Below are 26,418 nucleotides of genomic sequence, written 5' to 3'. Positions count from 1 at the left end.
CTGATAAAGATCAATGATGTGGAAATTTTTAGTAAAGCTGCTGTCCTCCAAAAAAGTTGAACCTATCAAACTAGAAAATAATGCAGAAGTGGCTGTTTTGGATTCAGATCATTTAAAGAATAGTAGTCATTATCAACATTATTATGTTGAGTCAAACCTATCTGAATTTGAAAAGTCATTATTGCGATTAAGGAGTTACGATGGTTATATTCGCCAAGAAGTATTGCAAGATCTAAAAGATTGTTTCGAATCAGAATTATTTCCCCATTTGCTATGGCGTTTAAATGACTATGTTGAAATTAACCAGAAATTAGCTATTGAACATGTAAAACGTTGGTCAATACGCCCAGAGTATCCAGGGTTATGTGTACAATATTTTCTTGAAATTACAGCATTGCAAAAACGGTTGCGGGTTAATCCAGAAATTTTTCATTTGCTGTTAGAGGGTATTCGGCAAAATAAGCCTTATCTGACGGAAAATTTAACGCAAACGCAAGGTCGTCTTCCTCGAGCTATTTTAGCATTTACCGTGGAATACCAATGGTTAGATGAGGAGGAATTGATACAGCTGTGCAGGCAGTCCAATGATCAGTTGGTTCGAAAACATTGGTTAGATTATATATTGCGGACAGGTACGGAACAGCAGTTGGTATCTATATTAAAAAATAGCCAGCAAAAAGATGTGCAGTACACACTGTTTAATGCTTTATGGCACAAAAATGTTTTATCAGTAAATGATTTAATTGAGGTTTGGCATAGTCCTTATTTGGCTGTGATGGACTTTGCTGATTTTGCATTACGGCAAATGCATTTTAATTTTGATCAGTATTTTCAACAACATCCGTTTGAGTTTTTATCTCAAAAGTCTTTACGCTTAAGAGCTTATCAATGGGTGATTCGACAAGGCTCACTGGCTGAATTTATTAAGATGATTCATGCTTTGGATAATCAAGTCATATCACAGGCAATTATGAAATTTGCATTGAAAAGAAAATACATTAATTTTGAGCAATTTCTTAATTATTATCAAAACATTCAGCAAAAGTTGACATTACATAGTTTTTTGAAGGCTAAAAGACTTTTAGATCAGAAATTAAGTTTAACTGAGCTTGAAAATGTAGTTGCTTTATTCGACGAATCTATCCCGTTATTGCTGCATTTAGAATTAGCAGATGGTTATAATCGATGGGAGCAACTTTATTGGTATGCTTTACAGTGGAATTCCATTCGGGAGTTAAAAGAACAGAATATTTATGATACACATGTGCAACGTCAGCTTTGGCGTATAGATGATGAGGTATATCCGCCGCATTGGTCACTACGGCAAAAGCAGTATTTGGAACAGGTCTTACCCAACATGATTCTCAGTTATCCTAAAATATTCGAAGGGCAGAATGTTCGAAAGATATTAGAACAGACGCTAAACATTAAAAATGATTGAAAAACCTCATGATATTGATTCATAAGGTTTTCCTTAAGATTCATCTATTGTTATTCAATTTGGCAATTCACCATCCATTTCACGCCAAACTGATCGGTAAATGCCGCATAGAGTGCACCCCAAAAGGTCTTTTCCAAGGGCATTTCAATTTGCCCATTTTGTGAGAGCGCTTCATACAGACGTTGTGCTTCAGCTTGTTCGTGCTTCTCTAAATTAATGGAAATGTAGTGATTGGTGCCTTTGATAAAAGGGCTATTCGCTGCACAAAATTGTTCCGTGGTGTCGGAGGCCATCAAGATTGTAAATTCATTAATCGGTAAGGAAACATGCAGAAGATAATTTTTTTCGGCATCGCTGAGTTGGGATTTTCCATCAGAGGGCATTTCACCATAACGTTTTAGCATGGCAAATTCACCACCAAACACAGACTTATAAAAATTAAAAGCAGCTTCGGCTTCACCTTGGAAATTCAGATAATGGTTGAGTTGCATTGTTATATGTTCCATTTTTATTTTGAGTGCTTTAATTTAACAGTCTATATAAAAAAGAATAATGAAAAAATGTAAGCATAAAAAATCCCCCATAATGGAGGATTTTTTATTTCACAATGAGTGATGGTAAAATATATAAATTTAGAGAAGCTCAATCGCAACAGCCGTTGCTTCACCACCACCAATACATAAAGCTGCAATCCCTTTTTTACCGCCTGTACGCTTTAATGCGTGAATGAGGGTCAAGATAATACGTGAACCTGTTGAACCGACTGGGTGACCTAGTGCACAAGCACCACCATTAATGTTCACTTTTTCCGCATCAAGTTTGAAGTCATCCATTGGGCACATGGTCACCATTGCAAAAGCTTCATTGATTTCCCAAAGGTCAACGTCTTGAGCATCCCAACCCGTTTTCTTTAACACTTTCTCAATTGCACCAACAGGAGCAATCGTAAACTCAGAAGGGTGTTGAGAGTTCGATGCATAAGCCACGATTTTAGCCAATGGCTGTAAACCTTTTGCAGATGCATTGTCCGCTGAAGTTAAAACTAAAGCAGAGGCACCATCAGAAATTGAGCTGGCATTTGCAGCAGTAATGGTACCGTCTTTGGCAAATGCTGGACGTAATGTAGGAATTTTTTCAAGGTTGGCGTTGAAAGGCTGTTCATCTTTATCGATCACAACATCACCTTTACGTGTTGAAACAGTCACAGGGACAATTTCATCAGCAAAGTAGCCTTCGTTGACCGCCGTTTGTGCACGTTGTAATGAACGAATTGCAAATGCGTCCATTTGCTCACGGGTATAGCCACGAGTATTGGCCATATCTTGTGCAAATGAGCCCATTAAACGACCAGTTTCAGCATCTTCTAAACCATCAAGGAACATGTGATCTTTAACTTCACCATGACCCATACGATAACCTGCACGTGCTTTGGTCAATACATACGGTGCATTGGTCATAGACTCCATACCACCTGCAACCACGATTTCAGCAGAGCCCGCTTTAATCATATCGGCAGCTTGCATGACAGCTTTCATGCCAGAACCACATAATTTATTGATTGTAACGGCACCTGTTGAATCTGGTAAACCCGCTTGACGCATAGCTTGGCGTGCAGGTCCTTGTTTCAGACCAGCAGGTAAAACACAGCCCATAATGACTTCTTCTACATCGGTCGGTTGTAGGCCAGCACGAGCAATCGCTTCTTTGATGGTTGTTGCACCAAGTTCTGGTGCAGTTAGACCAGATAAACTTCCTTGAAAACCGCCCATTGCAGTACGTGCGCCATTTACAATCACGATATCAGTCATTGATATATCTCCGAACGAGTATAATTGGTTATTGTTCAATCTCATGCAGTATATTGAAAACTGTAAATTAGATGTTGCTTTTGCTGTTGACTCATTGGTTTTCAACAATTGCTGAGGTCAATGCTACGTGAATGACCCATTTTATTCAGGATAATCTTCATATGTTTTACAGTTGATGAGCAGTAATAGAAACTGCCGTTTGAGCCTATGGGCAGACCGTGTTCAGCCATAAAATTAAGGCTAGGGAAGTGTAAGGTGCCACGCCAGTTTAATGTGCCGTAGGACAAGTCCGTACGTTCTTGGGTAATTACGGTTTCATTCAAATCTAGCTGTCTATTTTGATTGGAATCGAGAAATAAAATAAAGCCCTGTTCCCACATCGCTTCTTTACAGTTTTGCATGTCTTGTGAAGAGCACATTACAACATTGGTATGATGTATCGCAGCACGCTGTTTTGCGAGTTGTATACTACCTACAACTTGTCTAAAAATTATTCTACGTTCTTGATTTGCTTTCATTTCGTGGTAATAAGGTAAAGCGAGCGTAACAAGTATTGACAAAACTAATATTGTAATGGCAAGTTCTACTAATGTATAAGCCATATATTTATTGAGGTGCATATAAAATAACCTAAGTACCTGTATTTTTTAAGTTAATAATGAATATTAATGTCTTGTTTTTTATTCATTTTATAATGAAAAATGTGTTTCTCAGCGAATAAGAAAATGCTATAGTGAAGCGCAAGTGAGAATAAGCTATTCTTAAAAAGCAAGAGATTATAAATTTACTGAACTACAACTGAAATTGTAAGTAATTTTGTCAATAATTTACTTGATTAAAATTATCAAACACTTGGACAAACGAATTAAGTGTTTGTATTATTCAAGGTGAGTAGCTTAAAAATAAAACTGGGGTATTTAAAAAAGCCTATCTCAGGATAGCTAAAATTTTAGGCTTAGCTTGAACAACAATTGTTTATCTCTGGAGGATAAATCCATGAAAATGAGTCGTATTGCTTTAGCGATGCTCGTTGCTGCACCTTTAGCTGCTGCTAATGCTGGTGTAACCATTACTCCTTTAATGCTCGGTTATACTTGGCAGGATTCTGAGCATAATAATGACAAACTAACTAGCCATGCAGAATTACAAGACGATATGTTCGTTGGTGCTGCATTAGGTGTTGAGTTAACTCCATGGTTAGGCTTTGAAGCTGAATATAACCAAGTTAAGGGTGATCTTGACGGTACTGGCGTACAGGGTGCTGAATACAAACAACGCACTGTAGCTGGTAACTTCTATGCTACTTCTGATTTGTTCACTAAAAACTATGACAGCAAAATCAAGCCATACGTACTTTTAGGTGCTGGTCAGACTAAAACTGACTTTGATGGCATTTACGAAGACAAAGAAGATACAATTGGTAATGCTGGTCTAGGTGCTTTCTGGCGCTTAAACGATGCATTGTCTCTTCGTACTGAAGCTCGTGGTACTTATGACTTTGATGAAAAGTTCTGGAACTACACAGCTTTAGCTGGTCTTAACGTTGTTCTTGGTGGTCACTTGAAACCTGCTGCACCAGTAGTAGAAGTTGAACCAGTTACTCCAGTTGAGCCAGTTCCTGAGCAATTGACTGAAGACCTTAACATGGAACTTCGTGTGTTCTTTGATACGAATAAATCAAACATCAAAGATCAATACAAGCCAGAAATTGCTAAAGTTGCTGAGAAGTTAGTTGAATATCCAAACGCTACTGCTCGCATCGAAGGTCACACAGATAACACTGGTCCACGTGCATTGAACGAACGTTTATCTTTAGCTCGTGCTAACTCTGTTAAATCTGCTCTTGTAAATGAATACAATGTAGATGCATCTCGTTTGTCTACTCAAGGCTTTGCTTGGGATCAACCGATTGCTGACAACAAAACTAAAGAAGGTCGTGCTATGAACCGTCGTGTATTCGCGACAATCACTGGTAGCCGTACTGTTACAGTACAACCTGGTCAAGCTCAATAATTAATTATTGATTTTGATATGAGAAAGCAGCCTTAAGGCTGCTTTTTCTTTGCCATTAAAAAATAAAGCATTTATTTTGCATTAAAAAACGAGCCTATTGGCTCGTTTTTCTTCAATCTTCAATCTTCAATCTTGAATCTGTATTTATTTACTGACCATCAAAGGTAATATGTGAGCTTGCATTCATTAAGCGATCAGCACCTTCTTCAGAGAGTTTGATTTGTAAGCGTAAATCATTTGGTGAATCGGCGTGTTTCAATGCATCTTTATAGGTGATTTGCTTGGCTTTATACAAATCATAAAGTGCTTGGTCAAAGGTTTGCATACCGAGTTCACGTGAGCGCTTCATTAGATCTTTAATTTCATGAATATCACCTTTTCGAATTAAATCAGAAATTAAAGGTGAGTTAATTAAAATCTCAATTGCCGCACGGCGTGAATTACCATCAATGGTTGGAATGAGTTGTTGCGCTACCATGGCTTTTAGGTTTAAGGATAAGTCCATAAACAATTGACCATGACGGTCTGCTTCGAAGAAGTGGATAATACGGTCAATGGCTTGGTTGGCATTGTTGGCATGTAGTGTGGCAAAGACTAAATGCCCTGTTTCAGCAAAGGCAATCGCATAGTCCATGGTCTCACGTGAACGAATCTCACCAATCAGAATCACATCGGGTGCTTGACGCAAAGTATTCTTCAATGCAATTTCAAAGGAATCCGTATCGATCCCCACTTCACGTTGAGTGATAATACACCCCGCATGTTCGTGAATAAATTCGATCGGGTCTTCAATGGTAATGATATGACCTTTCGAATTGTGATTACGAAAGCCAATAATTGAAGCCAACGATGTTGATTTACCAGTACCTGTTGCACCAACAAAGATAATGATGCCACGTTTGGTCATGGCTAAATCTTTGAGTACTGGAGGAAGCTTGAGTTCATCCATTGTTGGAATTTGAGTTTCAATACGACGTAACACCATGCCAGGTTGGTCACGTTGTTGAAAGGCACTGACACGGAAACGTGCTGTTTTATCACGATTCATAATCGCAAAGTTGCATTCGCGTGTTTCGGCGAATTCTTTGCGTTGCTTATCACTCATAATTGAATTTAAGAGTTGACCAACAATTTCACCTGTTAATTTGGTTTTCGCAACAGGAATAATTTGACCGTTAATTTTCATAGATGGTTCAACGTCAGCGGTGACGAAAAGGTCAGATGCTTTTTGTTGAATCATGAGATTGAGTAAGTCGTTAAAGTCCATAGCCTTATCCTAATTCCGTTTTGATATTCTTATAAGAATGATTCTGGTTGTTTGGCAACAGTACGTGCTGTTTGTGGACTAATGATACCTTTAGATACCAGGGTTTTAAGGCTTTGGTCTAAGGTAGACATACCATAGTTAGCACCTGTTTGGATCGCAGAGTACATTTGTGCAACTTTATTCTCACGAATTAGGTTACGAATAGCAGGGATACCAATCATGATTTCATGTGCGGCGACACGGCCACCGCCATTTTTCTTTAAGAGTGTTTGTGAGATAACCGCTTGTAATGATTCAGACAGCATGGCACGAACCATATCTTTTTCTTCAGCGGGGAATACATCAATCACACGGTCAATGGTTTTGGCCGCAGAAGTGGTATGCAGTGTACCGAAAACCAAGTGACCTGTTTCTGCCGCAGTTAGGGCCAGGCGAATGGTTTCAAGGTCACGCATCTCACCAACCAAAATAATGTCTGGATCTTCACGGAGTGCAGAACGTAATGCTTCGTTAAAGCCATGCGTATCACGATGCACTTCACGTTGGTTAATCAGGCATTTTTTTGATTGGTGTACAAATTCGATTGGATCTTCAACGGTTAAAATATGGTCATAACGCTGGTCGTTAATATAGTCAATCATTGCTGCTAACGTGGTCGATTTACCTGAACCTGTTGGGCCTGTGACTAAAACTAAACCACGTGGTAATTCACAAAGCTCTTTAAATGTTTGTCCTAATCCTAAGTCATCCATGGTGAGAACTTTTGAAGGAATGGTACGGAATACTGCGCCAGCGCCGCGGTTTTGGTTAAATGCGTTCACACGGAAACGTGCGATGCTTGGAACTTCGAAGGAAAAGTCAGTTTCCAATTGTTCTTCAAAGTCACGACGTTGTTTGTCATTCATAATGTCGTACACTAGTTTGTGTACTTCTTTATGTTCTAAAGCTGGTAAGTTAATGCGACGTACTTCACCATCTACGCGAATCATTGGTGGCATACCCGCAGATAAGTGTAAGTCAGAAGCCCCGTTTTTTGCAGAAAAAGCCAATAATTCTGTAATGTCCATGAATTCCCCGAGATCATATAAATCTTAATTATTTTGATAGAATAATAAGGCTTTCCTGCCGCTTAACCAACAGTTAGAGTCGCTTGAACGTAAAAAAAGATGAATGAAATGAGAATATCGTCAATGAATAGTTTGAAAGAATCGCGAAATCAAGTTTTAGGACAAATTGAGGCTGCGTGTCAACAGGCAGGACGTCAGGCAGAAACTGTGCAATTGCTTGCGGTATCGAAAACTCATCCAAGCGAGGCATTGCGTGAGATGTATGCAACAGGACAGCGCAAGTTTGGTGAAAATTACTTGCAAGAAGCTCTTGAAAAAATTGAGACTTTGGCTGATCTAGAGATTGAGTGGCATTTTATTGGGCATGTGCAGCGTAACAAGACCAAACATTTGGCGGAAAAATTTGCTTGGGTACATGGGGTTGATCGTTTAATTATTGCTGAGCGTTTATCGAGTCAACGTTTAGCAACTCAGCCACCTTTGAATATTTGCTTGCAAGTCAATATTGATGGGCAAGACAGTAAAGATGGCTGTCAGCCAGAAGAAGTTGCTGAACTGGTACAAAAGCTGAGCCAACTTCCGCATTTAAGACTTCGTGGCATTATGGTCATTCCTGCACCACATAATACAGCCGCATTATGGGATGCCAATACGCTGTTTAATCAGGTGAAAACACTCCATGCACATCCTGAAGATTGGGATACATTAAGTATGGGCATGTCAGCAGATTTGGATGCTGCGATTGCGGCAGGATCAACCATGGTACGGATTGGCACAGCATTATTTGGTGCGCGAGATTATTCGAAATAGACGTAGGTGGTTTTTTTGTAGGTTTTGGCTGACAGCATTTGATCCTTATAGCGTCTCGTAATCCTAATGATTTATTTATATGATGGATTCATCAGGAACAGGACGTTTCTTTACAATAACAATAATAGTGTAGAACGGATGCAAAACGGTACGACAGGAGTTATACCGCAGCAAGAATCTAATAAAGCCCCGACAGGAAGTCGGGGCTTTTTAGTTTGAAATATGCGGTTTTATATTTTGATTATCTGATTGGAAAACTCTAGAATTCATCTGCTTCGACTGCGATTATGTAAGCTTGAGTTTGTATGCAATTGAAGCTGATTTTGTGCAGGAAATTGAAGAAATAAAAAACAGCCCGAAGGCTGTTTTTTAAAGAGAAAATTATTCTCGCTCTACATTCATGGGGCTAACATCCATTTCTTGATAAGAAATCAACTTGGTTTTGTATTTCCATTTATAGCCGAGCCAAATCACCAGGAATAAGAAAATCCCAATATAGGTGGATAAAACCGATAGCCATTCACCATGGAGTACGGCTTGGTAGTTCTGACCAAGGACCACAATTGAACAGAGAATAAATGCAAACCACGGTGCAAAGGGGAAGAATTTTGCACGATAGGCGAGGTCTTGGATTTTATGTCCTTGAGCAATATAGCCTTTACGGAAGCGATAGTGCGAAACTGCAATGCCTAACCAAACAATAAAACCGCACATGCCTGACATATTCAGTAGCCAGTTAAATACTTGCTCTTCACCAATAAAGGTGGTTAAGAAGCAGAGTGCAGCAATTGCTGTGGTTGCAAACAGTGCATTCATTGGCACGCCACGTGGGTCGAGTTTGCCAAAGACTTTAGGCGCACTGCCATTCTGTGCCATGTTAAACAGCATACGGGTTGAGGTATACATGCCCGAGTTACCTGCTGAAAGAATCGCAGTTAAAATCACGGCATTCATTGCACTCGCAGCAAAGGCAAAACCTGCTTTTTCATAGAGTAAGGTAAAAGGAGAAAGCGCAATATTTTCAGATGAAGCAGCTTGTAGAAGCAATGGATCATCATAGGAAATGAGTGTACCGATAATAAAAATACACACCACGTAAAATAACAAGATACGCCAAAAGATTTGCTTGATCGCAATTGGAATGGTTTTTTGCGGGTCTTTAGATTCACCTGCTGCAACCCCAACCATTTCTGTACCTTGGAACGAGAATCCTGCAATCATGGCTACACCAATCAGTGCAGATAGCCCCCCAACAAAGGGTGCTTCGCCTTTGGACCAGTTTGCGAATGTTGCGACACCAGGCGTCATCATGATTTTAGCAATCATGAAGATACCAATGATGATAAACACAATAATGGCAAAGACTTTAACCAATGAGAAGAAGAACTCGCTTTCACCAAAGCCTTTCACTGTGAGGGCATTGATCCCGAAAACAACAGCTAAGAACAGGGCACTCCAGTAAAAACCGGGTATATCTGGGAACCAGAATTTCATAATAAATTGGACAGCAACCAATTCAAATGCAACCGTAATGGCCCAGTTGTACCAATAGTTCCAGCCAAGTGCAAAACCAAAACCGCCTTCAACATACTTGGTGCCGTAAGTGAAAAAGGCACCTGATGTTGGGTTGTGGGTCGCAAGTTCACCTAGACTGGTCATGAGAAAGTAAATCATCACACCAATTAAGCAGTAGGCTAACAATGCACCGCCTGGGCCAGCATTTGCAATGGTTGCACCTGAGGCAAGGAATAAACCTGTACCAATAGAACCACCAATGGCGATCATATTCAGATGACGAGCTCCAAGCTTACGCTTGAGTTGAGCTGGTTGAGTCGTTTCGCTCATCGTTGTTCCTTAAGATTTCTTTTGTGCGCTAGCAAACAGCACTTTAAAGCCTTGTTGATCGGCTTTGGTTGTACATTGACCAAAACTTTGCTCAATAAGTAATGGGTAATTCAAAAAGCGATTGGCAACAATCCACAATTCGCCATCTGATTTCAGATGACGGCGGGAAGTTTTGCATAAATTTTCGCTGGCATTGTAATCTGTATGAATGCCTTGATGGAATGGGGGATTACTGACGATTGCGTGCAAAAAGAGAGGTGCATCCTCAATTCCACGGACTGCTTTAATCTCAAGTTGTTCTGGTAAAAGATTATTTCTTTCAAAGGTCATTTTGGTAGAGGCGAGTGCAAAGGCATCGACATCTAAAGAAAAAATACGGTTTTTCGGATTCAATTTGGCTAAATAGGCGCTGATCACACCGGCACCACAGCCAAAGTCTGCAATTTTGCCAGAGGTGACTTGTGAAAGGTGAGGTAATAACACGGCGGTACCCACGTCTAGGCGGTTTTGGCTAAACACACCGGGTAATGCACAAATCTGTAATTCACCTTTAGGAGTTGGCACCGTGTAATGTTGTGCCCAATCGGCCAAAGGTTTTGCAGTTACGGTCTTTTCGGTGACCAATTGCCACATTTGACAATGTCGAGCACTGTCTAATTTGAGGCTTTTGCCAAAAGGTTGTAGTTGCTTTGCTGCACGTTCCACTCCACCTTTTTTTTCACCAACTAAAAAGATGGAAGAACCTACGGCCATACGACCGACCAGTTGGTATAGGACGTAGTTGAGTAGTTCTTTTGATTTTGGCACAAAGACGATAGCTTGTTCAAAACCTGCTTCTGGCAAATCGGTGCCAAAATGTACAGGGCTTTGTTGGGCTTCAAAATATTGTAATTCGTTAAAATTCCAAGTCCAAAAATGGGTTTCGACTGTCCCTGCGAGTTCTGAACTCAATTCATCACACGGTGCATTGACCAACAGAACTGAACCAGAAAGAAACGTTTGCTGGCGAAGAATAACTTCACTTCGTGGATCCATCTTATTTACTCCATAGTAAAAACGATGCCCAGACAATGCTGGGCAAGGTGCATACAGAAATGAAAACTTATTTCTTCGTTTCAGGAAGCACAATATTTAAAACCAGTGCGGCAATGCCACCTGTTGCAACACCTGAACTAAAAATGTTACGGAACAATTCAGGCAGGTGCTCTAAAATTTGTGGTACTTGAGCAACGCCCAGACCTAATGCGAGTGAAATCGCAATAATGAGCAGGGCGCGACGGTCTAGATGTACCCCTGCAAGAATATTAATGCCTGATGCTGCTACAGCACCAAACATGACCATGACAGCACCGCCTAACACGGCTTGAGGAACGGCTTGAATCACGCCTGCAACCGCAGGGAGTAAACCTAAAATGACCAACAGCGCTGCAATCCAGATACCGACGTAGCGGCTCGCAACACCTGTCAACTGAATAACCCCGTTATTTTGGGCAAACACCGAGCTTGGGAACGTATTGAAAATACCTGCAAGGAAAGAGTTTGCGCCATTGACCAATACGCCGCCTTTAATGCGTTCCATCCATGTTGCACCATCGACTGGTTGGTTGGAAAGCTTAGAGGTTGCAGTAATATCCCCAATCGCTTCTAAAGATGTGACCAGATAAATAAAGGCCATAGGAATAAACAAGCTCCAAGAGAAGTCAATTCCAAAGTGCATTGGTGTTGGTATTTGTATCAAAGGAGCATCTTTTAGACCTGAAAAATCGAGATGTCCCATAAAGGCTGCAAGCACATAGCCGACAATCAGTGCGATTAAAATGGCTGAACTTTTGACCCAAGTAATACGAATACGGTTCAATAAGATAATTAAACTCAGTACCGTACACGACATAATGAGGTTGTCGGTATTGGCAAAAGTGTTGTTTGACATGGCTTGATAACCACCGCCCATGCTGATTAAGCCTTCCTTAATTAAAGTCAGACCAATCAATAACACCACAATGCCTGTGACCAATGGGGTAATGAGCATTTTGACCCAAGGCAAAATACGCGAAACGCCCATCTCAATGAATGAACCGGCAATTACCACGCCAAAAATTGCCGCCATCACCGATTCTACAGGTGTACCCGCAGCAACCATGGCAGACCCAATTCCAATAATTGGACCAATAAAGTTAAAACTTGTGCCTTGAACAATCAGTAAACCTGCGCCAAAAGGACCCACTTTTTTACATTGTAAGAAAGTTGCTATGCCAGAAATGACCAAAGACATAGATAAAATCATGTTGGTATCTTTTTGGGATACGCCTAAAGCTAAGCAGATGAGTAAGCCCGGCGTAACAATCGGAACAATAATGGCAAGTAAGTGCTGAAAGGCAGCGAGGAACGCAATGAGAGGTTTAGGGCGGTCATTTAAACCATAGACCAAGTCAAGTTGGTCTTGCGAAGGGGGAGATTGATTCTGATAAGCCATAAGTCAAAGGCAGTGGGCAAGATGGCGCTATTCTAATCGAGTTACACGGCTTTACAAAACAAAATGCCGACCACTTGTGAAAAAAAATGAGCTTGTCAATAAACTGTCACTACTAAAATCTATTATTTTTCTGTATAATTTGCCCTCAAGTTTTAGACTTATCGAATTCTATGTCAGATATCAAAAATCTCCGCAATATTGCAATTATTGCCCACGTCGACCACGGTAAAACCACACTTGTCGATAAATTACTTCAACAATCAGGTGCTCTCGGTGATCGCGCAGGTGAGATTGAGCGTGTCATGGATTCGGGCGCTATCGAAAGTGAACGTGGTATTACCATTCTTGCAAAGAACACTGCAATTAAATGGACTGATGCTCGTACGAATACTGAGTATCGTATTAACATCGTCGACACCCCGGGACACGCAGACTTCGGTGGTGAAGTTGAACGTGTAATGTCGATGGTTGACTGTGTATTGTTATTGGTTGACTCTCAAGAAGGTCCAATGCCACAAACTCGCTTTGTAACGCAAAAAGCGTTCGCGCGTGGTTTGAAACCAATCGTAATTATCAACAAAGTTGACAAACCAAGCGCACGTTGTGACTGGGTAATCGACCAAGTGTTTGATTTGTTTGATAACTTGGGTGCGACTGACGAACAGCTCGACTTCCCAGTTGTTTATGCATCTGGCTTACGTGGTGTAGCGGGTCCTTCTCCAGAAGAATTAGCTGACGACATGACCCCGTTATTCCAAACAATCGTTGACATTGTTGAACCACCAGCAGTTGATGCAGATGGTCCATTCCAAATGCAGATCTCTTCACTTGACTATAACAGCTTCGTAGGTGTTATCGGTGTTGGTCGTATTCAACGTGGTTCAATTGGTTTAAATACACCTGTAACTGTAATTGATAAAGACGGTAAGACACGTAACGGCCGTATCTTAAAAATTATGGGTTACCATGGTCTAGAGCGTGTTGATGTTGACTCTGCTCAAGCAGGCGATATCGTATGTATCACAGGTATTGATGAACTTCATATTTCTGACACCATTTGTGATCCGAAAAATGTTGAAGCTTTACCACCATTGTCTGTAGATGAACCTACAGTGACCATGACTTTCCAAGTAAACAACTCACCGTTTGCAGGTAAAGAAGGTAAATTCGTTACTTCACGTAACATCCGTGAACGTTTAGACCGCGAATTAATTCACAACGTAGCATTACGTGTAGAAGATACTGACAGTCCAGACCGTTTCAAAGTATCTGGCCGTGGTGAACTTCACCTTTCAGTTTTAATTGAAAACATGCGTCGCGAAGGTTTCGAAATGGGCGTATCTCGCCCACAAGTAATCATCAAAGAAATTGACGGTGAAAAACAAGAACCATACGAAAACGTTACATTTGACGTTGAAGAACAGCACCAAGGTTCTGTAATGGAACAAATGGGTAGCCGTAAAGGTGAAATGACCAATATGGAAGTTGACGGTAAAGGCCGTATCCGTATTGAAGCAACTGTACCTTCACGTGGCTTAATTGGTTTCCGTTCAGAATTCTTGACTATGACTTCTGGTACAGGAATCATGACTTCAAGCTTCTCTCACTACGGTCCGATGAAACAAGGTACTGTTGCGAAGCGTCAAAACGGTGTGTTGATTTCTATGGTTCAAGGTACTTGCCTTGGCTATGCACTGTTCAGCTTACAAGACCGTGGTCGTCTATTCGCTAAGCCACAGTTAGAAGTTTATGAAGGTATGATCGTAGGTATTAACTCACGTTCAGACGATATGGTGGTTAACCCAACTAAAGCGAAACAGTTAACTAACGTACGTGCTTCTGGTACTGATGATGCGTTGACTCTTGTTCCTGCAGTTGAATACACGCTTGAACAAGCACTTGAATTCATTGAAGATGATGAATTGGTTGAAGTAACACCTAAGTCAATCCGTATCCGTAAGCGTTGGTTGACTGAAAACGAACGTAAGCGTAACAAATAAGTTATTCTTATCTTCGGATGATAAAAACCGCTGATTTTGATCAGCGGTTTTTTTGTATAAGTTGTTCAATAAAGCGTTGTAGAAAATTTACAAAATCAAGTAAATTAGATGGAAATATATAGATTTCAATAATGTATACTTCATCACATAAATTAAAGTCAAAAAATAACTGGAGAGTTCAATGAGCATTGTTCAAGAGTTTCGCGAATTTGCGGTAAAAGGCAACATGATTGATTTGGCTGTCGGTGTGATCATCGGTGGGGCATTTGGTAAGATTGTTGATTCATTGGTAAAAGACATTATCATGCCGTTGATTACTGTCATCACAGGTGGTGGTGTGGATTTCACGCAAAAATTCTTTGTATTAGGTGATAATCCGAATAACCTACAATCCTTAGATGAGTTGACCAAAGCCGGGGTAAATGTCCTGACTTATGGTAACTTCCTCACCATTTTAATTAACTTCATCATCTTGGCATGGGTAGTATTTTTAATGGTGAAAATGATTAACCGTATGCGTCGTAAGCAAGAAGAAGCAGCACCAGAACCAGTAGCAACACCTGAAGATATTCAATTGTTACGTGAAATACGTGATGAATTAAAAAATAAATCTTAATCAATTCATGGTTCAGAACGGCACTTTCAAGTGCCGTTTTTTTATGTCATCAAGGATGCATGAAAGGGCTAGTTTTTGTACATTTTTCCGATTAAGATGCGCGCTGATTTTTTAATTAGAAGATGAAAATCCGATGAATCGATTGTTTGTCTATGGAACCTTACGCCCTAATCAGGAAAATGCACATATTTTAGAAGGCATTGGTGGCACATGGCAAAAAGGCTATGTAAATGGTGTGGTACACATTTTGGATTGGGGGCCAGACCAAGGATTGCCCGCAATTGTACTCGACCGAGCAGCCCCGAAAGTGGAAGGTTATTTTTTTAGTACAGACGAATTGATTGAACATTGGGCTTCGTTAGATGAGTTTGAAGGCATGCAGTATCAACGGGTCACTGTACAAGTTGAATTGGAGTCGGGTGAACAAACCGATGCTTGGATATATGAAATGAAAGCGGCTTAAACCGCTATCCAAAGGGCGGTGCCTAAAATAATTTAGGCACTGCTTTACTGAATAAATTTAGAATGCCATACGGAATTTTATTTCAACCAAATGGAAGCCAAATTGGCTTTTCACTGGACCATGCAAGACATGTTCAGCCGCAGTAAAGACCAATTTATCAATCACAGGCACCAATTGCCCCTTTTTCACTTCACCCAGTTCACCACCACGCTTACCCGAATTACAGGTCGAGTATTGTTTGGCAATTTTGGCAAAATCGGCACCATCTAAAATTTTCTTTTTTAACTGCTCAGCTAACTCTTTATCTTTGACCAGAATATGTCGAACAATAGCTGTTTTCACTTGATTTTACCTCGCTTGATTGCTGTCATTTTAGCTACTTGTTTCAAGGGTTGGCATTGTGGGCAGAAGACACTTGCACGTTGTCCCAGTTTTAAATTTTCCAATGTTGTTTCACAGTTCACACACATTTCACCAGCGCGACCATACGCGAGCAGGGTTTGTTGAAAGTAACCATTTTCCCCCATCGCGTTACTATAATCTCGTAGCGTTGATCCGCCCAGTTGAATGGCTTGCTGTAAGATTCTTTTGGTTTCCTGCACCAGTTTTTCAATTTGGTGCATAGATAAACTTGAGGCCACTTGTGCTGGATGTATGCCTAAATTGAATAAGCTTTCAGTGGCATAGATATTGCCCACACCCACCACCACATGATTATCCATCATTGCAACTTTTATGCCGACCTGTTTATTTTTCAATTTTTGGCTTAAATAATCTGCATTAAATGCTTCGCTTAATGGTTCAGGTCCTAAAGGAGCAAGCAGTTTTGCTTCAGTTTCCGCATCCCACCAAAGAATGCAACCAAAGCGGCGTGGGTCGTGATAACGCAACTGGATGTCATCAAATTGAAGAATCAAATGATCGTGTTTGCGCTTTTCCTCGTGCGTTTCACACAATCTAAAACTTCCCGACATGCCTAAATGCCAAAGCATCCGATCTTGTTCAAATTCTGCCAGAATATACTTAGAACGACGTGTGAGCTTCAGTAGTTTTTGTCCTTGCAGACGTTGTAAATCGTCGGGAATAGGCCAACGTAAACGCGGCTCAAAGACCGTAACGGATTGAACGTGTTGTCCAATCAACGGGAGCAAGCTAGTTTTGGTGGTTTCTACTTCGGGTAATTCAGGCATAGGCTTTAAAATGACAGTTCTAAGACAACAAGGCTAATATCGGGCTGAATAGGCGGGAATGCAAGCCTTTTCAAAATCTGATCGCTTTCTTTTGAGGATGGAACTTAAACAATAGATGAAAAGAGTATTTGCAGCCTCGGCATAATCTGTATAACGTGATAAGTCACGGAAATTAGAATTATGAGGCATCGCATGTCACGCTTATTTCAGCCCATTCAGTATGGTTCACTCTCTGTAAAAAATCGCATCGTAATTGCGCCAATGTGCCAATATTCAGCCAATGATCAAGGCGAGCTGAGCTATTGGCATGAACAGCAATGGGCAAATTATGCCTTATCTGGTGCGGGGCTGTGTATTGTTGAGGCAACAGCAGTGCAACCCGAAGGACGAATCAGTTTTGCAGATTTAGGGCTATGGAATGATCGACAACGCGATCAAATGCAGCAGTTATTAAAGAAAGTTCGTTCAATTTCTCCGATGCCCTTTGCGATTCAATTGGCGCATGCTGGGCGTAAGGCATCTACGGATAAGCCTTGGTTAGGCAGAGGACAAATTACTCCAACAGAACAACATGGTTGGCAAACGGTTTCTGCCAGTGAGGTAACATTTAATCCGAAAGATATTCCTCCACATGCCTTATCGATGGCTGAGCTTAAGCAGGTTCAGCAAGATTTTGCCCAAGCTGCCATTCGTGCTGTGGATGCAGGATTTGATTTAATTGAGTTACATGCAGCGCATGGTTATCTGTTGCATCAATTTATGTCACCACTGGCAAATCAGCGTCAGGATGAATATGGTGGCGAGTTTGAAAATCGCATTCGGATGACCTTAGAAACTTTTCAAGCGATGCTTGATGTTGTACCTCAAGGCTATCCAATCGGTGTGCGTTTATCTGCTCAAGATTGGTTTGATGGCGGTTGGACGGTTGAGGAATCGGTTGAATTGTCGAAACGCCTGCAACAATTGGGTGCTGCCTATATTCATGTTTCCAGTGGGGGGTTGCATGTAGAGCAGGCGATTCAGATTGGCGCGAATTATCAAGTTCCGTTTGCACAAGCAGTAAAACAAGCCATTGATATTCCAGTGATTGCAGTGGGACTGATTACGGAAGCTCAACAAGCAGAACAGGTATTGCAACAAGAACAAGCCGATGCAATTGGCTTGGCACGCGCGATGTTGTACGACCCACGTTGGCCTTGGCACGCCGCAGCAGAATTGGGAGAAACTCTGGAAATTGCACCACAATATCTGCGTTGTCAGCCGCATGGCGTGAAGCAATTATTCAAGTCATTTTCGGAATAAACCTAGGTTAAGTTGATTGTTGGCGTAGAACCTTCCTTTAAGCATACCGTGATGATTGCATGCTAAAACATAGCAAGGAGGCATTTTGAAAAAGCGTTGGTATGGAGTACACATGTGGTCTTAAGTATTATTTTGCCGATTATATTGTTGGTATTGCTTGGATTTGCCTGTGTCAAAGGTGGCTTAATCCTGTCTGAACAGATTAAAGCGCTTAGTGCCTTCGTGATCAAGATTGCTTTACCTGCATTTTTATTGCATGCCTTAGCCAGTCGTAATTTAAATGAGATTTGGCATCCGAGTTATTTCATTGCATATGGTGGTGGCTCATTACTGCTGTTTGTTTGTGCCTTTGTTTTATATCGGCATTATTTCCAACATCGCTTAACTGCTTCGGCAGTTATGGCGATGGGGGCATCGATGTCAAATACGGGCTTTATTGGTACTGCAATTTTGACCATGTTGATTGGTCAACATGCGGCAATTTATATTTCTCTGACATTGATTATTGAAAATCTACTGATTGTGGCTTTGGTGTTAATGATTGCTGAGGCAGGATTACAGCAGCAGGGCAGTTTTAAACAGGTTGCCCTTCCAACGTTGGTTAATCTGCTGAAAAACCCTGTCATTTTAGCCATTATTTTAGGGATGAGCTGTGTATTATTGGGGCTAAAATTACCTGCTGCCATCGATCAGATTTTAGCGATGCTGGGGAAGACGGCATCGCCACTGGCGTTGTTTGTGATTGGTGGCAGTTTGGTAGGTATAGGTCTTAAAGCTGTTGATATACAAAGCCTTGTTTTGGTTTTCTTTAAAATTATTCTGATGCCGTTGACCATTTTTCTGCTGTTTTCAGTACTGCCGAATGTCAGTCAGGAAATGTTGTATGCAGGAACTTTATTGGCGGCATTGCCTATGCCAATTGCGTTTGGCATATTTGGACAGACTTATGGACTAAATGAAAAAGCCCTTACGCCTTTAATGCTCAGTACAATTTTAGGGTTTGGAGTTGTGAGTGGTTTGATTGCATTTTGGTGGGGATAAGTTTCAATCTTTCGACCAAAAAGAATGCCCATCTTTTTAGATGGGCATTTTCTATATCAACAAGTGATCGGGATAAATTAGCTTTTTTTTGCGGCTTTAGTTGGTGATGCTGTTGATGCTTTCGCCTGTTCAGCCATCATTCTTTCAACGACTGCTAATGATTCTTGTGCTTGTGGTACATTTTCTTTGGCAAGTGCCATGAAGATTTTTTTCGCTTCAGGCAGATTTTGCGGCACGATATTGCCATTGGTAAACATATTACCAACTGCCATTAAGGCAGGAATATAGCCTTTCTGCGCCAAGTTTTGAATACTGGCTAAACCTTGCTTAATCGGAGCTTCATCTTTGTTTTTGAATCCAGTGCTAATGTCATACAAGGCTTTAGCGTGAAGGGCTTGGAAATTCCCTTTTTTGATTAAAGGATCAAGCTTTTGTAATGCCAATTTGTCCGAGGCTGGATTATTTTCAGAAAAAAGTAACACCGCCAGATCGACTGTAGCATCGCTAAAACCTTTAGCAGAGGCTTTTTCAAAATACTGTTTTGCTTTCGCTGTATCTTGTTTTAAACCCAAAGTACCTGCTAAATAATTTTTGCCCAGTACATAGTCCGCAACGGGGTAACCTTTACTGGCAGATTGCTCATAAAGTTGAATGGCTTTCTTTTCATCTTTGGTTGTGCCTTGCCCCATTTGGGTTAAATAGCCTAAATTGTAAAGGGCTTGAGCATTGCCTGCCTTGCCAAGTTTTTCCAATGCCTGATAGGCACCTGTCATATTATTGGCTTTGACCATGGCTTCGACTTCAGTAAAAGCGGGATCTGCTGCGGCGGGTTTACTTTCAGCAAATGCGAATTGTGTGGACATCGCGATTAAGCTAGCAAGAATTATTTTTTTCATCTTTTAAAAACCTTGTGGGGCATTCACACAATTCCATCTGTGTGTCGGGTAGAGAAACAAATACATAATAAGTTGAATTGACCGAATGTAAATATAGCAATTGTGTTTTGCTTAAAATTATTGTTATTGATTTGCCAATATTCATCAGCGTTTAAGTTCACTCAATTAGAGCTTGTGAACATAACCACTCCATATACCCGATACGGGGTGGTTGCTATGACAATTTATGTAGCTTGACAGCCTGAGTGGAATCTTAAAGTTTACGCCAAATGATATTTTCGCCATCTAAATCTACGGTAAAACTAAATTTGGCATCATCACTTACCAATAAAGAATTCGGTGTTTTCAATAAGACTTTAAGAATTGTGCCTTCTTCGAAGACTTTTGCGGTGTGATTTTCTTTTTCTAGAGTAATTGGTTTTATCAGTTCAATAACAAATGATTCCATATTCTTCTCCTCATAAATTTAGTTAATTTTATGGCAACAGTGTAGCATTATTCCTTTCGGGCATAGATTGCACTACGTCAGAAATACAAAATATTTCATGGAATAACGATGAAAAAATTCTATCGATCTTGATAAAAATCAAAAGTCTATTCCATATCATGCCGATTTTTTCGCAATAGCCAATCTATAAGCAATATAGGGGGGCTGATCGATTACGAATATAATAATTATGTAAAAGAATCAATAGTTATAGAGAAAAGGTCGGAGTTGGAATGTTAAACGGTAATGGATAAAAAATTATGAGATTGATCCACAAAAAAAATAGCAAATGAGAATTATTTTCACAAATAAATGATTACAAAAGAAAAAAGTACAAATATCTGTAAAAGTTCGTACCAGAAATTACAAAATTAGGATTAGTATTCCAAAGATATTCATTCAAACAACTCAAGGATTTTCGGGTTCAATGTTTAAATCATTTTTTCCAAATCCCAAATGGTTTTTTATTTCGGTGTTGATCTGGTCAGTGCTTAATATGACTTTGTGGTACACGGGAGGAAATACATGGGGGAGTGCCATTGGATGGCCACAGGGATATACCAATACAGAGTTACCTGTAGGCGTGAGTCGCTTTTGGTCACCTTCATTTTTATGGTTTTATGTCTGGTTCTTTATTTCAACCGCACTATTTGCTTTGTTCTGGAAATTTTTTTCCGACAATAAGTGGCAAGGTTGGTCTATTTGGGGTTCTGCCTTTATTTTGTTTAACATCTGGTTTGGTGTACAGGTCAGTGTTGCGATTAATGCTTGGTATGGTCCATTTTGGGACTTAATCCAAAATATGTTGGGCAAAGGCGGCAATATTAACGACTTATATATGGGCACTTTAACCTTTCTCTACATTGCGATGGTCGCAGTAACGTTTGCTGTGATTAATGCTTTCTTTACCAGTCACTATGTATTCCGCTGGCGTACAGCGATGAACGAATATTATACGGAACGTTGGGAAAAACTGCGCCAAGTTGAAGGGGCATCACAGCGTGTACAGGAAGACACCATGCGTTTTGCCACCATTATGGAAGATTTGGGTGTCGAGCTGATCAAAGCCATTATGATTTTGGTCGCTTTCCTCCCCATTTTATTTGATTTGTCTAAACATGTGCCTGTATTACCCGTTGTAGGCGAAGTTCAGCATTCACTGGTTTGGGCATCCATTATTTGGGCAATTTTTGGTACGGTGTTGTTGATGGTGGTGGGAAATAAGCTGCCAGGTTTGGAATTTAACAATCAGAAAGTAGAAGCAGCATATCGTAAAGAATTGGTATACGGAGAAGATCATGCAGATCGTGCACAGCCTGCAACCTTGGCCGAACTTTTTAGTCGCGTACGCAAAAACTATTTCCGCCTGTATTTTCATTATGCGTATTTCAACTTGGTGGCAACGTGGTATCGACAACTTGATATTTTATATAGCTTAGTGGTGCTATTCCCGTCCATTGCAGCAGGAAAAATGACCTTAGGTTTGGTCAATCAGATTGGGAATGTTTTTGATAAAGTTCGTGAATCTTTCCAATATTTAATTATGTCTTGGAAAACCATTATTGAACTGTTGTCCATTTATAAGCGTTTAAAAGCCTTTGAATCGATTTTGGATGAATAATCGAACTGTTTATCGATTGAAAAGAGCCTGCATTTTGCAGGTTTTTTTCGCTTGGAAAGTAACGTCATTTTGTTCAAATACATGGAAAGCAGTAAACTAAAAACAATGATGACAATAAATAACAGTGCCTTCCTGATGAAATTTATCGCTTATTTTATTTCTGTAACGTGTTTAACTGCGGTCAGTACAGCTATTTTGGCGCAAGATATTAAAGGAATATCTTTTTCTCATGAAGATTGGGAGCTTTATTGTAGCAATACAGGCACCTGCCGTGCGGCAGGTTATCAAAATGATGATCTCAGTCAATCAGAACCCGCATCAATACTTTTGACGCGTCACGCAGGAGCGAAGCAAACGGTAATGGCAGAATTTGCTTTAGCCAGTTTTGAAGAAGAATTGCCAGCATCCAAAATTCGGGATATTCATTTTTTTGTGAATGGTCGGGACTTAGGGATGGTGAATATTGATGGCAATGAGCTGCCTTTGATGGGGACGCTGTCGAATCAGCAAGTGAATGCCTTATTACAAGGTGCTGCACAAAATGCCCAAATTGAATTTAAAAATCAGCATGCACATTGGCAAATCTCTGATAAGGGCATGACTGCGACACTGTTAAAAATGGATGATTTCCAAAAACGGCTGAATACTGTGGGCGCTTTGATTAAAAAGGGACGTAACAATGAAGCAGGTGTTTTAGCAGCTATACCCAAATTCGTGGTGAAACCAGTGAAGACCGCAAATCAACCCTATCGGACTTTAGATCCAACTCAAGCACCCTATCAAACTTTGTATAAAACGTTGATGTCATCGCAGCCTAAAACCGAGGTGAGTGAAGGGTTTTGTGACGGAGTATATACAGGTGATGGACAGGAACCACAACCGATTCAACTGTATAAACTAAGCGGACAAAAGGTATTGGCCACAACGCTGTGCTGGCGTGCCGCCTATAATGAAGGTTATGGCATGTGGGTATTAGATGCTTCACTCAAAGGTCCTGCAACTTTTATTACCGAAACTGCGTCAGATTTTTCGGAGGGGCATATTTATAGTGGGCAAAAAGGGCGAGGCATTGGCGACTGTTGGGCTATTGCAGAATGGGTGTGGAATGGACAACAGTTTGTGCAAACCGTCGATCGTTGGACTGGGATGTGTAAAGGTTTAGCTGCGGGAGGCGTGTGGGATTTAGATAAAATTGAGGCCGTGGTTAAGTAGTTTGTCGGTTTCCATGCACTGAAATTGCGGTAGGCTTGATCGCTATTTTTTATTTATTTGATTAAAAAGATGATTTTATGTGGTCATATCTGTATGAGCTTCAACCACAGTAATTGTGTTAATTGAAACAACTAAAAAAACAAAAATATAATTTGTTTAACATTAAATAGGGTTTGGTTGATTTGGTTTTTAATAAAATATAAAAATGAGTAATAAAATCAGTGGGCTATGGTTTGTTATTTTATGTAATTTGCGATATTTTTAAACAATAAAATAATTATTGAGAACGGCGACGTGAATTTAAAACAATTTATTTTCATTGGGGCGATGGGAATTACTTTACAGGGGTGTAACCACATCAGTAATTTCAGTACAGATTCCATCAATAAATATGCAACACCACAAGCGTTAATTGACCAGAAAAATTTGAATGCAGCTGATGGTACGGCAAAAGAATATGTCTATGATTGGGGAAAACAACAAAACAGCACTGAAACTCAAGCGTTATATCCACGTAAGTATTTAGGTAGTTATTGTCATGCCAAAGGTGGCAAATTTGCCTTGCTGTATAAAAGTAATTTGCATTTAGTTAAAGATCAGACACAGAAAAAGCGCCTGATGGGAAACAGTAATGTGAAGCAAGGTATCGGTGCTTACGAATGTGTATTGCCTGATGAGCGTTGGATTGTTTCGATTGAACCTATTGCAGAAGGAAAGTTGGAAAGTCGTCTTACAGCGCGTGCTGTGAGTTTGCAAACCCGTATGCTGAGAGCAGATGAAGCCAAGCAATGGTATAAAAATGTAGGATCAAACTCGGCAGAGAAAAAAACAGCGAAGAGCACCACAACGACAAAAAATAGCAAAACCGAAATAGCTAAAGAGCCTGATAATAAAAAAGAAGCAGAGAAAAAGAAAGAAAGTAAACCTACTGTAGTAGACGCTACGCAAACTGTAACTGCTGCAGCAGTTGAAACACCGCAACAGCAGCAGCTCAAAGCTTATGTCACCGCTCGTCGTGATTTAAGCAAAGGTACCAATAAGTTAAATGCCTGTAACAATGCCCAACGTGCGTATAACTATGGAAAATTGGCAGGAACCAATGCAAATGTGTATACCGATTCAGGCATGCTCGTTGCACGGTGTTTGACCAGTGTGCCTGCATACAGCAGTCGTTTTTCTAACCCGAAAGGACAAGCCGATAAAATTCTGCAAAATCTTGCTAGCAACTATAACCATGCAGGTGCTAAGCGCATGCTAAAACAGGGGCGATAAGTCGTTTAACGGTCAGTTAAAGTGAATAAATGGGACTGAGGTAGCATCACGAAATAAAAAAGTAAATAAAGAGGTGTGACGATGGGGAACTGTTCGGAAAATGCTGTGTATTTTGAGGCGGCATTATTGGATCGGGAAGTCAGGGAATATGAGGTTGATATTCAACTGACACCCTATTTTTATAATGATGCAGGTCGACCTAGCTATCTCGCGAGCTTACCTGATGGGCTAAAACCACTTGCTCTTGCACCAGAAAATCGAAAAAGCAAAGGCAATAAGTATCTTGTCCCTCGTTGTTTAGGCACTAAGGACAATGCACCTTATGGCATAGAAACCCAGTTGGAATTTAAAGGTACTCGATTTGAGTTTGAAGCACTCTGGGCAACCCGAGAAAATGCGGCAGCTTTTGGTTTTACTCTCGTTGAAGCGGGGCAAGCCATTCAAATTCAAAGTCCAGTTACCACGCTATCCCAAATTGAATATGAATATGGGCTTTGGGCAAGCTACTGGTGTCCCTATTTGGATCTAGGTTTGGCTTCGGGTCGTGGAAAAACTTTATTTCCGTTTATATGTACCGATATGGAGCATCATGATTTTCCACATGTGTTTGCATCGAGCGATGCAAACTTACCTTTGGTGATTAGTGTGGCTCGTTATTGGCCCAAACAAAAGAAAATTTATCTGGCCGATTTGTGGGTTCCCATAGGTTCAGCACTGTATTTACCCCCGCAGCCTGCACATTCGGAGCAGGAATATATTAACTTACATAACAATCGTAACTCCGCACATGCTTGCTGGGGCAGTCAGCAGCAGACCCAATTGAAAACGCATACCTTATTACAAAATCAAGGTGGCTATTTTTATTGGTATTGGAACAAATCACCGACCATACATCATCTGTCACCCGTGATGAAATAGCTCATCTATGGGTTGCGTTCCCTATATGTGGTTTGGAACGCAACGATTAGTACTTAAGATAAAATGTCTTAAATCTGAATAGTTGCACCGAGTGCTTTTACATATTGCGCTAACCAAGCGGGGTGTGCAGGCCAAGCAGGTGCTGTGACCAAATGTCCATCTGTCACTGCTTCTGTTACGGCAATATCAGCATAGTGACCACCTGCCAGTTTCACTTCTGCTGCACAGGCAGGATAGGCTGAACAGGTACGACCTTGCAGTACATTGGCAGCAGCCAGAATTTGTGCACCGTGACATACCGCAGCAATCGGTTTTTTCGAAGTATCAAATTCTTGCACAATTTCAATGACGCGGGCATTCATGCGTAAGTATTCAGGTGCACGACCACCTGGAATGACTAAGCCAATATAGTCAGCAGTATTCACTGCATCAAAATCATGATTAATGGCAAAGTTGTGTCCACGCTTTTCGCTATAGGTTTGTTCACCTTCAAAGTCGTGAATTGCCGTGGCAATACTGTCCCCCGATTTTTTGTCTGGACAGACCGCATGTACGGTATAACCCAGTCCTGTCAAAAATTGAAAAGGCACCATGGTTTCGTAATCTTCGGCGTAGTCACCGACCAGCATGAGAATCTGTTTAGGCATGATTTTTCTCTCTGTGTTGTTCTGTATGG

At 40.7% G+C, this 26,418-nt stretch carries 25 protein-coding genes; 12 read left to right on the top strand and 13 right to left on the bottom strand.

Going from position 1 to position 26,418, the window contains the following annotated elements:
- Positions 1 to 16 precede the first annotated feature (16 nt).
- Complete coding sequence (locus E0H82_RS12600; RefSeq protein ID WP_131265111.1) at positions 17 to 1,441, top strand: hypothetical protein; 1,425 nt, start codon at positions 17 to 19, stop codon at positions 1,439 to 1,441.
- A gap of 50 nt (positions 1,442 to 1,491) precedes the next feature.
- Here the strand turns inward: E0H82_RS12600 and E0H82_RS12595 are convergent, their stop codons facing one another.
- The 3 genes from E0H82_RS12595 to E0H82_RS12585 form a co-directional block, all read right to left on the bottom strand.
- Positions 1,492 to 1,932 carry a VOC family protein gene (locus E0H82_RS12595; protein ID WP_131265110.1) on the bottom strand — a complete coding sequence of 147 codons (441 nt, stop codon included), beginning with the start codon at positions 1,930 to 1,932 and terminating at the stop codon, positions 1,492 to 1,494.
- Positions 1,933 to 2,073: 141 nt separating this feature from the next.
- Positions 2,074 to 3,249, bottom strand: coding sequence for a thiolase family protein (locus E0H82_RS12590; protein ID WP_131265109.1), 1,176 nt, complete (start codon positions 3,247 to 3,249; stop codon positions 2,074 to 2,076).
- Positions 3,250 to 3,350: 101 nt separating this feature from the next.
- The gene (locus E0H82_RS12585; RefSeq protein WP_131265108.1) at positions 3,351 to 3,869 is read right to left on the bottom strand and encodes a GspH/FimT family pseudopilin; all 519 of its coding nucleotides are present in this window, start codon (positions 3,867 to 3,869) and stop codon (positions 3,351 to 3,353) included.
- A gap of 376 nt (positions 3,870 to 4,245) precedes the next feature.
- On the opposite strand from E0H82_RS12585, the gene omp38 reads away from it, so the two are divergent.
- Positions 4,246 to 5,262, top strand: coding sequence for an outer membrane protein Omp38 (omp38, locus tag E0H82_RS12580; RefSeq protein WP_016165376.1), 1,017 nt, complete (start codon positions 4,246 to 4,248; stop codon positions 5,260 to 5,262).
- A 148-nt stretch (positions 5,263 to 5,410) separates the two neighbouring features.
- On the opposite strand, the gene E0H82_RS12575 is transcribed toward omp38, so the two are convergent.
- Together E0H82_RS12575 and E0H82_RS12570 are read right to left on the bottom strand one after the other, a co-directional pair.
- Complete coding sequence (locus E0H82_RS12575) at positions 5,411 to 6,529, bottom strand: PilT/PilU family type 4a pilus ATPase (protein WP_131265107.1); 1,119 nt, start codon at positions 6,527 to 6,529, stop codon at positions 5,411 to 5,413.
- 29 nt (positions 6,530 to 6,558) lie between these two features.
- Positions 6,559 to 7,596, bottom strand: a complete 1,038-nt coding sequence (locus E0H82_RS12570; protein WP_131265106.1) for a type IV pilus twitching motility protein PilT — start codon at positions 7,594 to 7,596, stop codon at positions 6,559 to 6,561.
- A gap of 123 nt (positions 7,597 to 7,719) precedes the next feature.
- Here E0H82_RS12570 and E0H82_RS12565 point away from each other — a divergent pair, with 123 nt between their 5' ends.
- Positions 7,720 to 8,406 (top strand): YggS family pyridoxal phosphate-dependent enzyme, encoded by a 687-nt coding sequence (locus tag E0H82_RS12565; RefSeq protein ID WP_131265105.1) that lies wholly within the window; start codon positions 7,720 to 7,722, stop codon positions 8,404 to 8,406.
- Between the two features lie 381 nt (positions 8,407 to 8,787).
- Here the strand turns inward: E0H82_RS12565 and E0H82_RS12560 are convergent, their stop codons facing one another.
- The 3 genes from E0H82_RS12560 to E0H82_RS12550 form a co-directional block, all read right to left on the bottom strand.
- Positions 8,788 to 10,251 carry an amino acid permease gene (locus E0H82_RS12560; RefSeq protein ID WP_131265104.1) on the bottom strand — a complete coding sequence of 488 codons (1,464 nt, stop codon included), beginning with the start codon at positions 10,249 to 10,251 and terminating at the stop codon, positions 8,788 to 8,790.
- A gap of 9 nt (positions 10,252 to 10,260) precedes the next feature.
- The gene (locus E0H82_RS12555; RefSeq protein ID WP_131265103.1) at positions 10,261 to 11,286 is read right to left on the bottom strand and encodes a class I SAM-dependent methyltransferase; all 1,026 of its coding nucleotides are present in this window, start codon (positions 11,284 to 11,286) and stop codon (positions 10,261 to 10,263) included.
- A gap of 67 nt (positions 11,287 to 11,353) precedes the next feature.
- Positions 11,354 to 12,724 (bottom strand): uracil-xanthine permease family protein, encoded by a 1,371-nt coding sequence (locus E0H82_RS12550; protein WP_131265102.1) that lies wholly within the window; start codon positions 12,722 to 12,724, stop codon positions 11,354 to 11,356.
- Between the two features lie 170 nt (positions 12,725 to 12,894).
- Here E0H82_RS12550 and typA point away from each other — a divergent pair, with 170 nt between their 5' ends.
- From typA to E0H82_RS12535, 3 genes are all read left to right on the top strand, one after another.
- Positions 12,895 to 14,724 carry a translational GTPase TypA gene (gene typA, locus E0H82_RS12545; protein ID WP_116760016.1) on the top strand — a complete coding sequence of 610 codons (1,830 nt, stop codon included), beginning with the start codon at positions 12,895 to 12,897 and terminating at the stop codon, positions 14,722 to 14,724.
- 181 nt (positions 14,725 to 14,905) lie between these two features.
- Complete coding sequence (gene mscL / locus E0H82_RS12540; RefSeq protein ID WP_131265101.1) at positions 14,906 to 15,340, top strand: large conductance mechanosensitive channel protein MscL; 435 nt, start codon at positions 14,906 to 14,908, stop codon at positions 15,338 to 15,340.
- Positions 15,341 to 15,473: 133 nt separating this feature from the next.
- Positions 15,474 to 15,803, top strand: coding sequence for a gamma-glutamylcyclotransferase family protein (locus E0H82_RS12535; protein ID WP_131265100.1), 330 nt, complete (start codon positions 15,474 to 15,476; stop codon positions 15,801 to 15,803).
- Positions 15,804 to 15,860: 57 nt separating this feature from the next.
- Here E0H82_RS12535 and E0H82_RS12530 read toward each other — a convergent pair whose 3' ends face one another.
- Both E0H82_RS12530 and mutM read right to left on the bottom strand, forming a co-directional pair.
- Entirely contained in the window at positions 15,861 to 16,145 is a 285-nt protein-coding gene (locus tag E0H82_RS12530) for a peptidylprolyl isomerase (protein WP_016165366.1), read from the bottom strand.
- Positions 16,142 to 16,993, bottom strand: a complete 852-nt coding sequence (gene mutM, locus E0H82_RS12525) for a bifunctional DNA-formamidopyrimidine glycosylase/DNA-(apurinic or apyrimidinic site) lyase (protein ID WP_131265099.1) — start codon at positions 16,991 to 16,993, stop codon at positions 16,142 to 16,144. The genes E0H82_RS12530 and mutM overlap by 4 nt, the downstream gene beginning before the upstream one ends.
- Before the next feature lie 192 nt (positions 16,994 to 17,185).
- On the opposite strand from mutM, the gene E0H82_RS12520 reads away from it, so the two are divergent.
- Complete coding sequence (locus E0H82_RS12520; RefSeq protein ID WP_131265098.1) at positions 17,186 to 18,295, top strand: NADH:flavin oxidoreductase/NADH oxidase; 1,110 nt, start codon at positions 17,186 to 17,188, stop codon at positions 18,293 to 18,295.
- Between the two features lie 114 nt (positions 18,296 to 18,409).
- Positions 18,410 to 19,336: an AEC family transporter gene (locus E0H82_RS12515; RefSeq protein ID WP_131265097.1), complete on the top strand. Its 927-nt coding sequence runs from the start codon at positions 18,410 to 18,412 to the stop codon at positions 19,334 to 19,336.
- A 77-nt stretch (positions 19,337 to 19,413) separates the two neighbouring features.
- Here the strand turns inward: E0H82_RS12515 and E0H82_RS12510 are convergent, their stop codons facing one another.
- Both E0H82_RS12510 and E0H82_RS12505 read right to left on the bottom strand, forming a co-directional pair.
- Positions 19,414 to 20,232 carry a tetratricopeptide repeat protein gene (locus E0H82_RS12510; protein ID WP_131265096.1) on the bottom strand — a complete coding sequence of 273 codons (819 nt, stop codon included), beginning with the start codon at positions 20,230 to 20,232 and terminating at the stop codon, positions 19,414 to 19,416.
- 253 nt (positions 20,233 to 20,485) lie between these two features.
- On the bottom strand, positions 20,486 to 20,680 hold the full coding sequence (locus E0H82_RS12505; protein ID WP_131265095.1) for a hypothetical protein: 195 nt from the start codon (positions 20,678 to 20,680) through the stop codon (positions 20,486 to 20,488).
- Positions 20,681 to 21,146: 466 nt separating this feature from the next.
- Here E0H82_RS12505 and sbmA point away from each other — a divergent pair, with 466 nt between their 5' ends.
- From sbmA to E0H82_RS12485, 4 genes are all read left to right on the top strand, one after another.
- Positions 21,147 to 22,340: a peptide antibiotic transporter SbmA gene (gene sbmA / locus E0H82_RS12500; protein WP_131265094.1), complete on the top strand. Its 1,194-nt coding sequence runs from the start codon at positions 21,147 to 21,149 to the stop codon at positions 22,338 to 22,340.
- Between the two features lie 144 nt (positions 22,341 to 22,484).
- A complete protein-coding gene (locus E0H82_RS12495; protein WP_131265143.1) occupies positions 22,485 to 23,552 on the top strand; it encodes a DUF1176 domain-containing protein in 1,068 nt (355 codons plus the stop codon).
- Positions 23,553 to 23,846: 294 nt separating this feature from the next.
- Positions 23,847 to 24,824 carry a hypothetical protein gene (locus E0H82_RS12490; RefSeq protein ID WP_228258658.1) on the top strand — a complete coding sequence of 326 codons (978 nt, stop codon included), beginning with the start codon at positions 23,847 to 23,849 and terminating at the stop codon, positions 24,822 to 24,824.
- 81 nt (positions 24,825 to 24,905) lie between these two features.
- On the top strand, positions 24,906 to 25,742 hold the full coding sequence (locus E0H82_RS12485; RefSeq protein ID WP_131265093.1) for a hypothetical protein: 837 nt from the start codon (positions 24,906 to 24,908) through the stop codon (positions 25,740 to 25,742).
- Positions 25,743 to 25,810: 68 nt separating this feature from the next.
- On the opposite strand, the gene E0H82_RS12480 is transcribed toward E0H82_RS12485, so the two are convergent.
- The gene (locus tag E0H82_RS12480) at positions 25,811 to 26,389 is read right to left on the bottom strand and encodes a DJ-1/PfpI family protein (protein ID WP_131265092.1); all 579 of its coding nucleotides are present in this window, start codon (positions 26,387 to 26,389) and stop codon (positions 25,811 to 25,813) included.
- Positions 26,390 to 26,418: the final 29 nt, after the last annotated feature.

This window comes from Acinetobacter sp. ANC 4910 (assembly GCF_004331035.1).
Taxonomy (GTDB): domain Bacteria; phylum Pseudomonadota; class Gammaproteobacteria; order Pseudomonadales; family Moraxellaceae; genus Acinetobacter.
The sequence above is the reverse complement of the archived record's forward strand: the minus strand, read 5'-3'. Positions and strand labels throughout refer to the sequence as shown.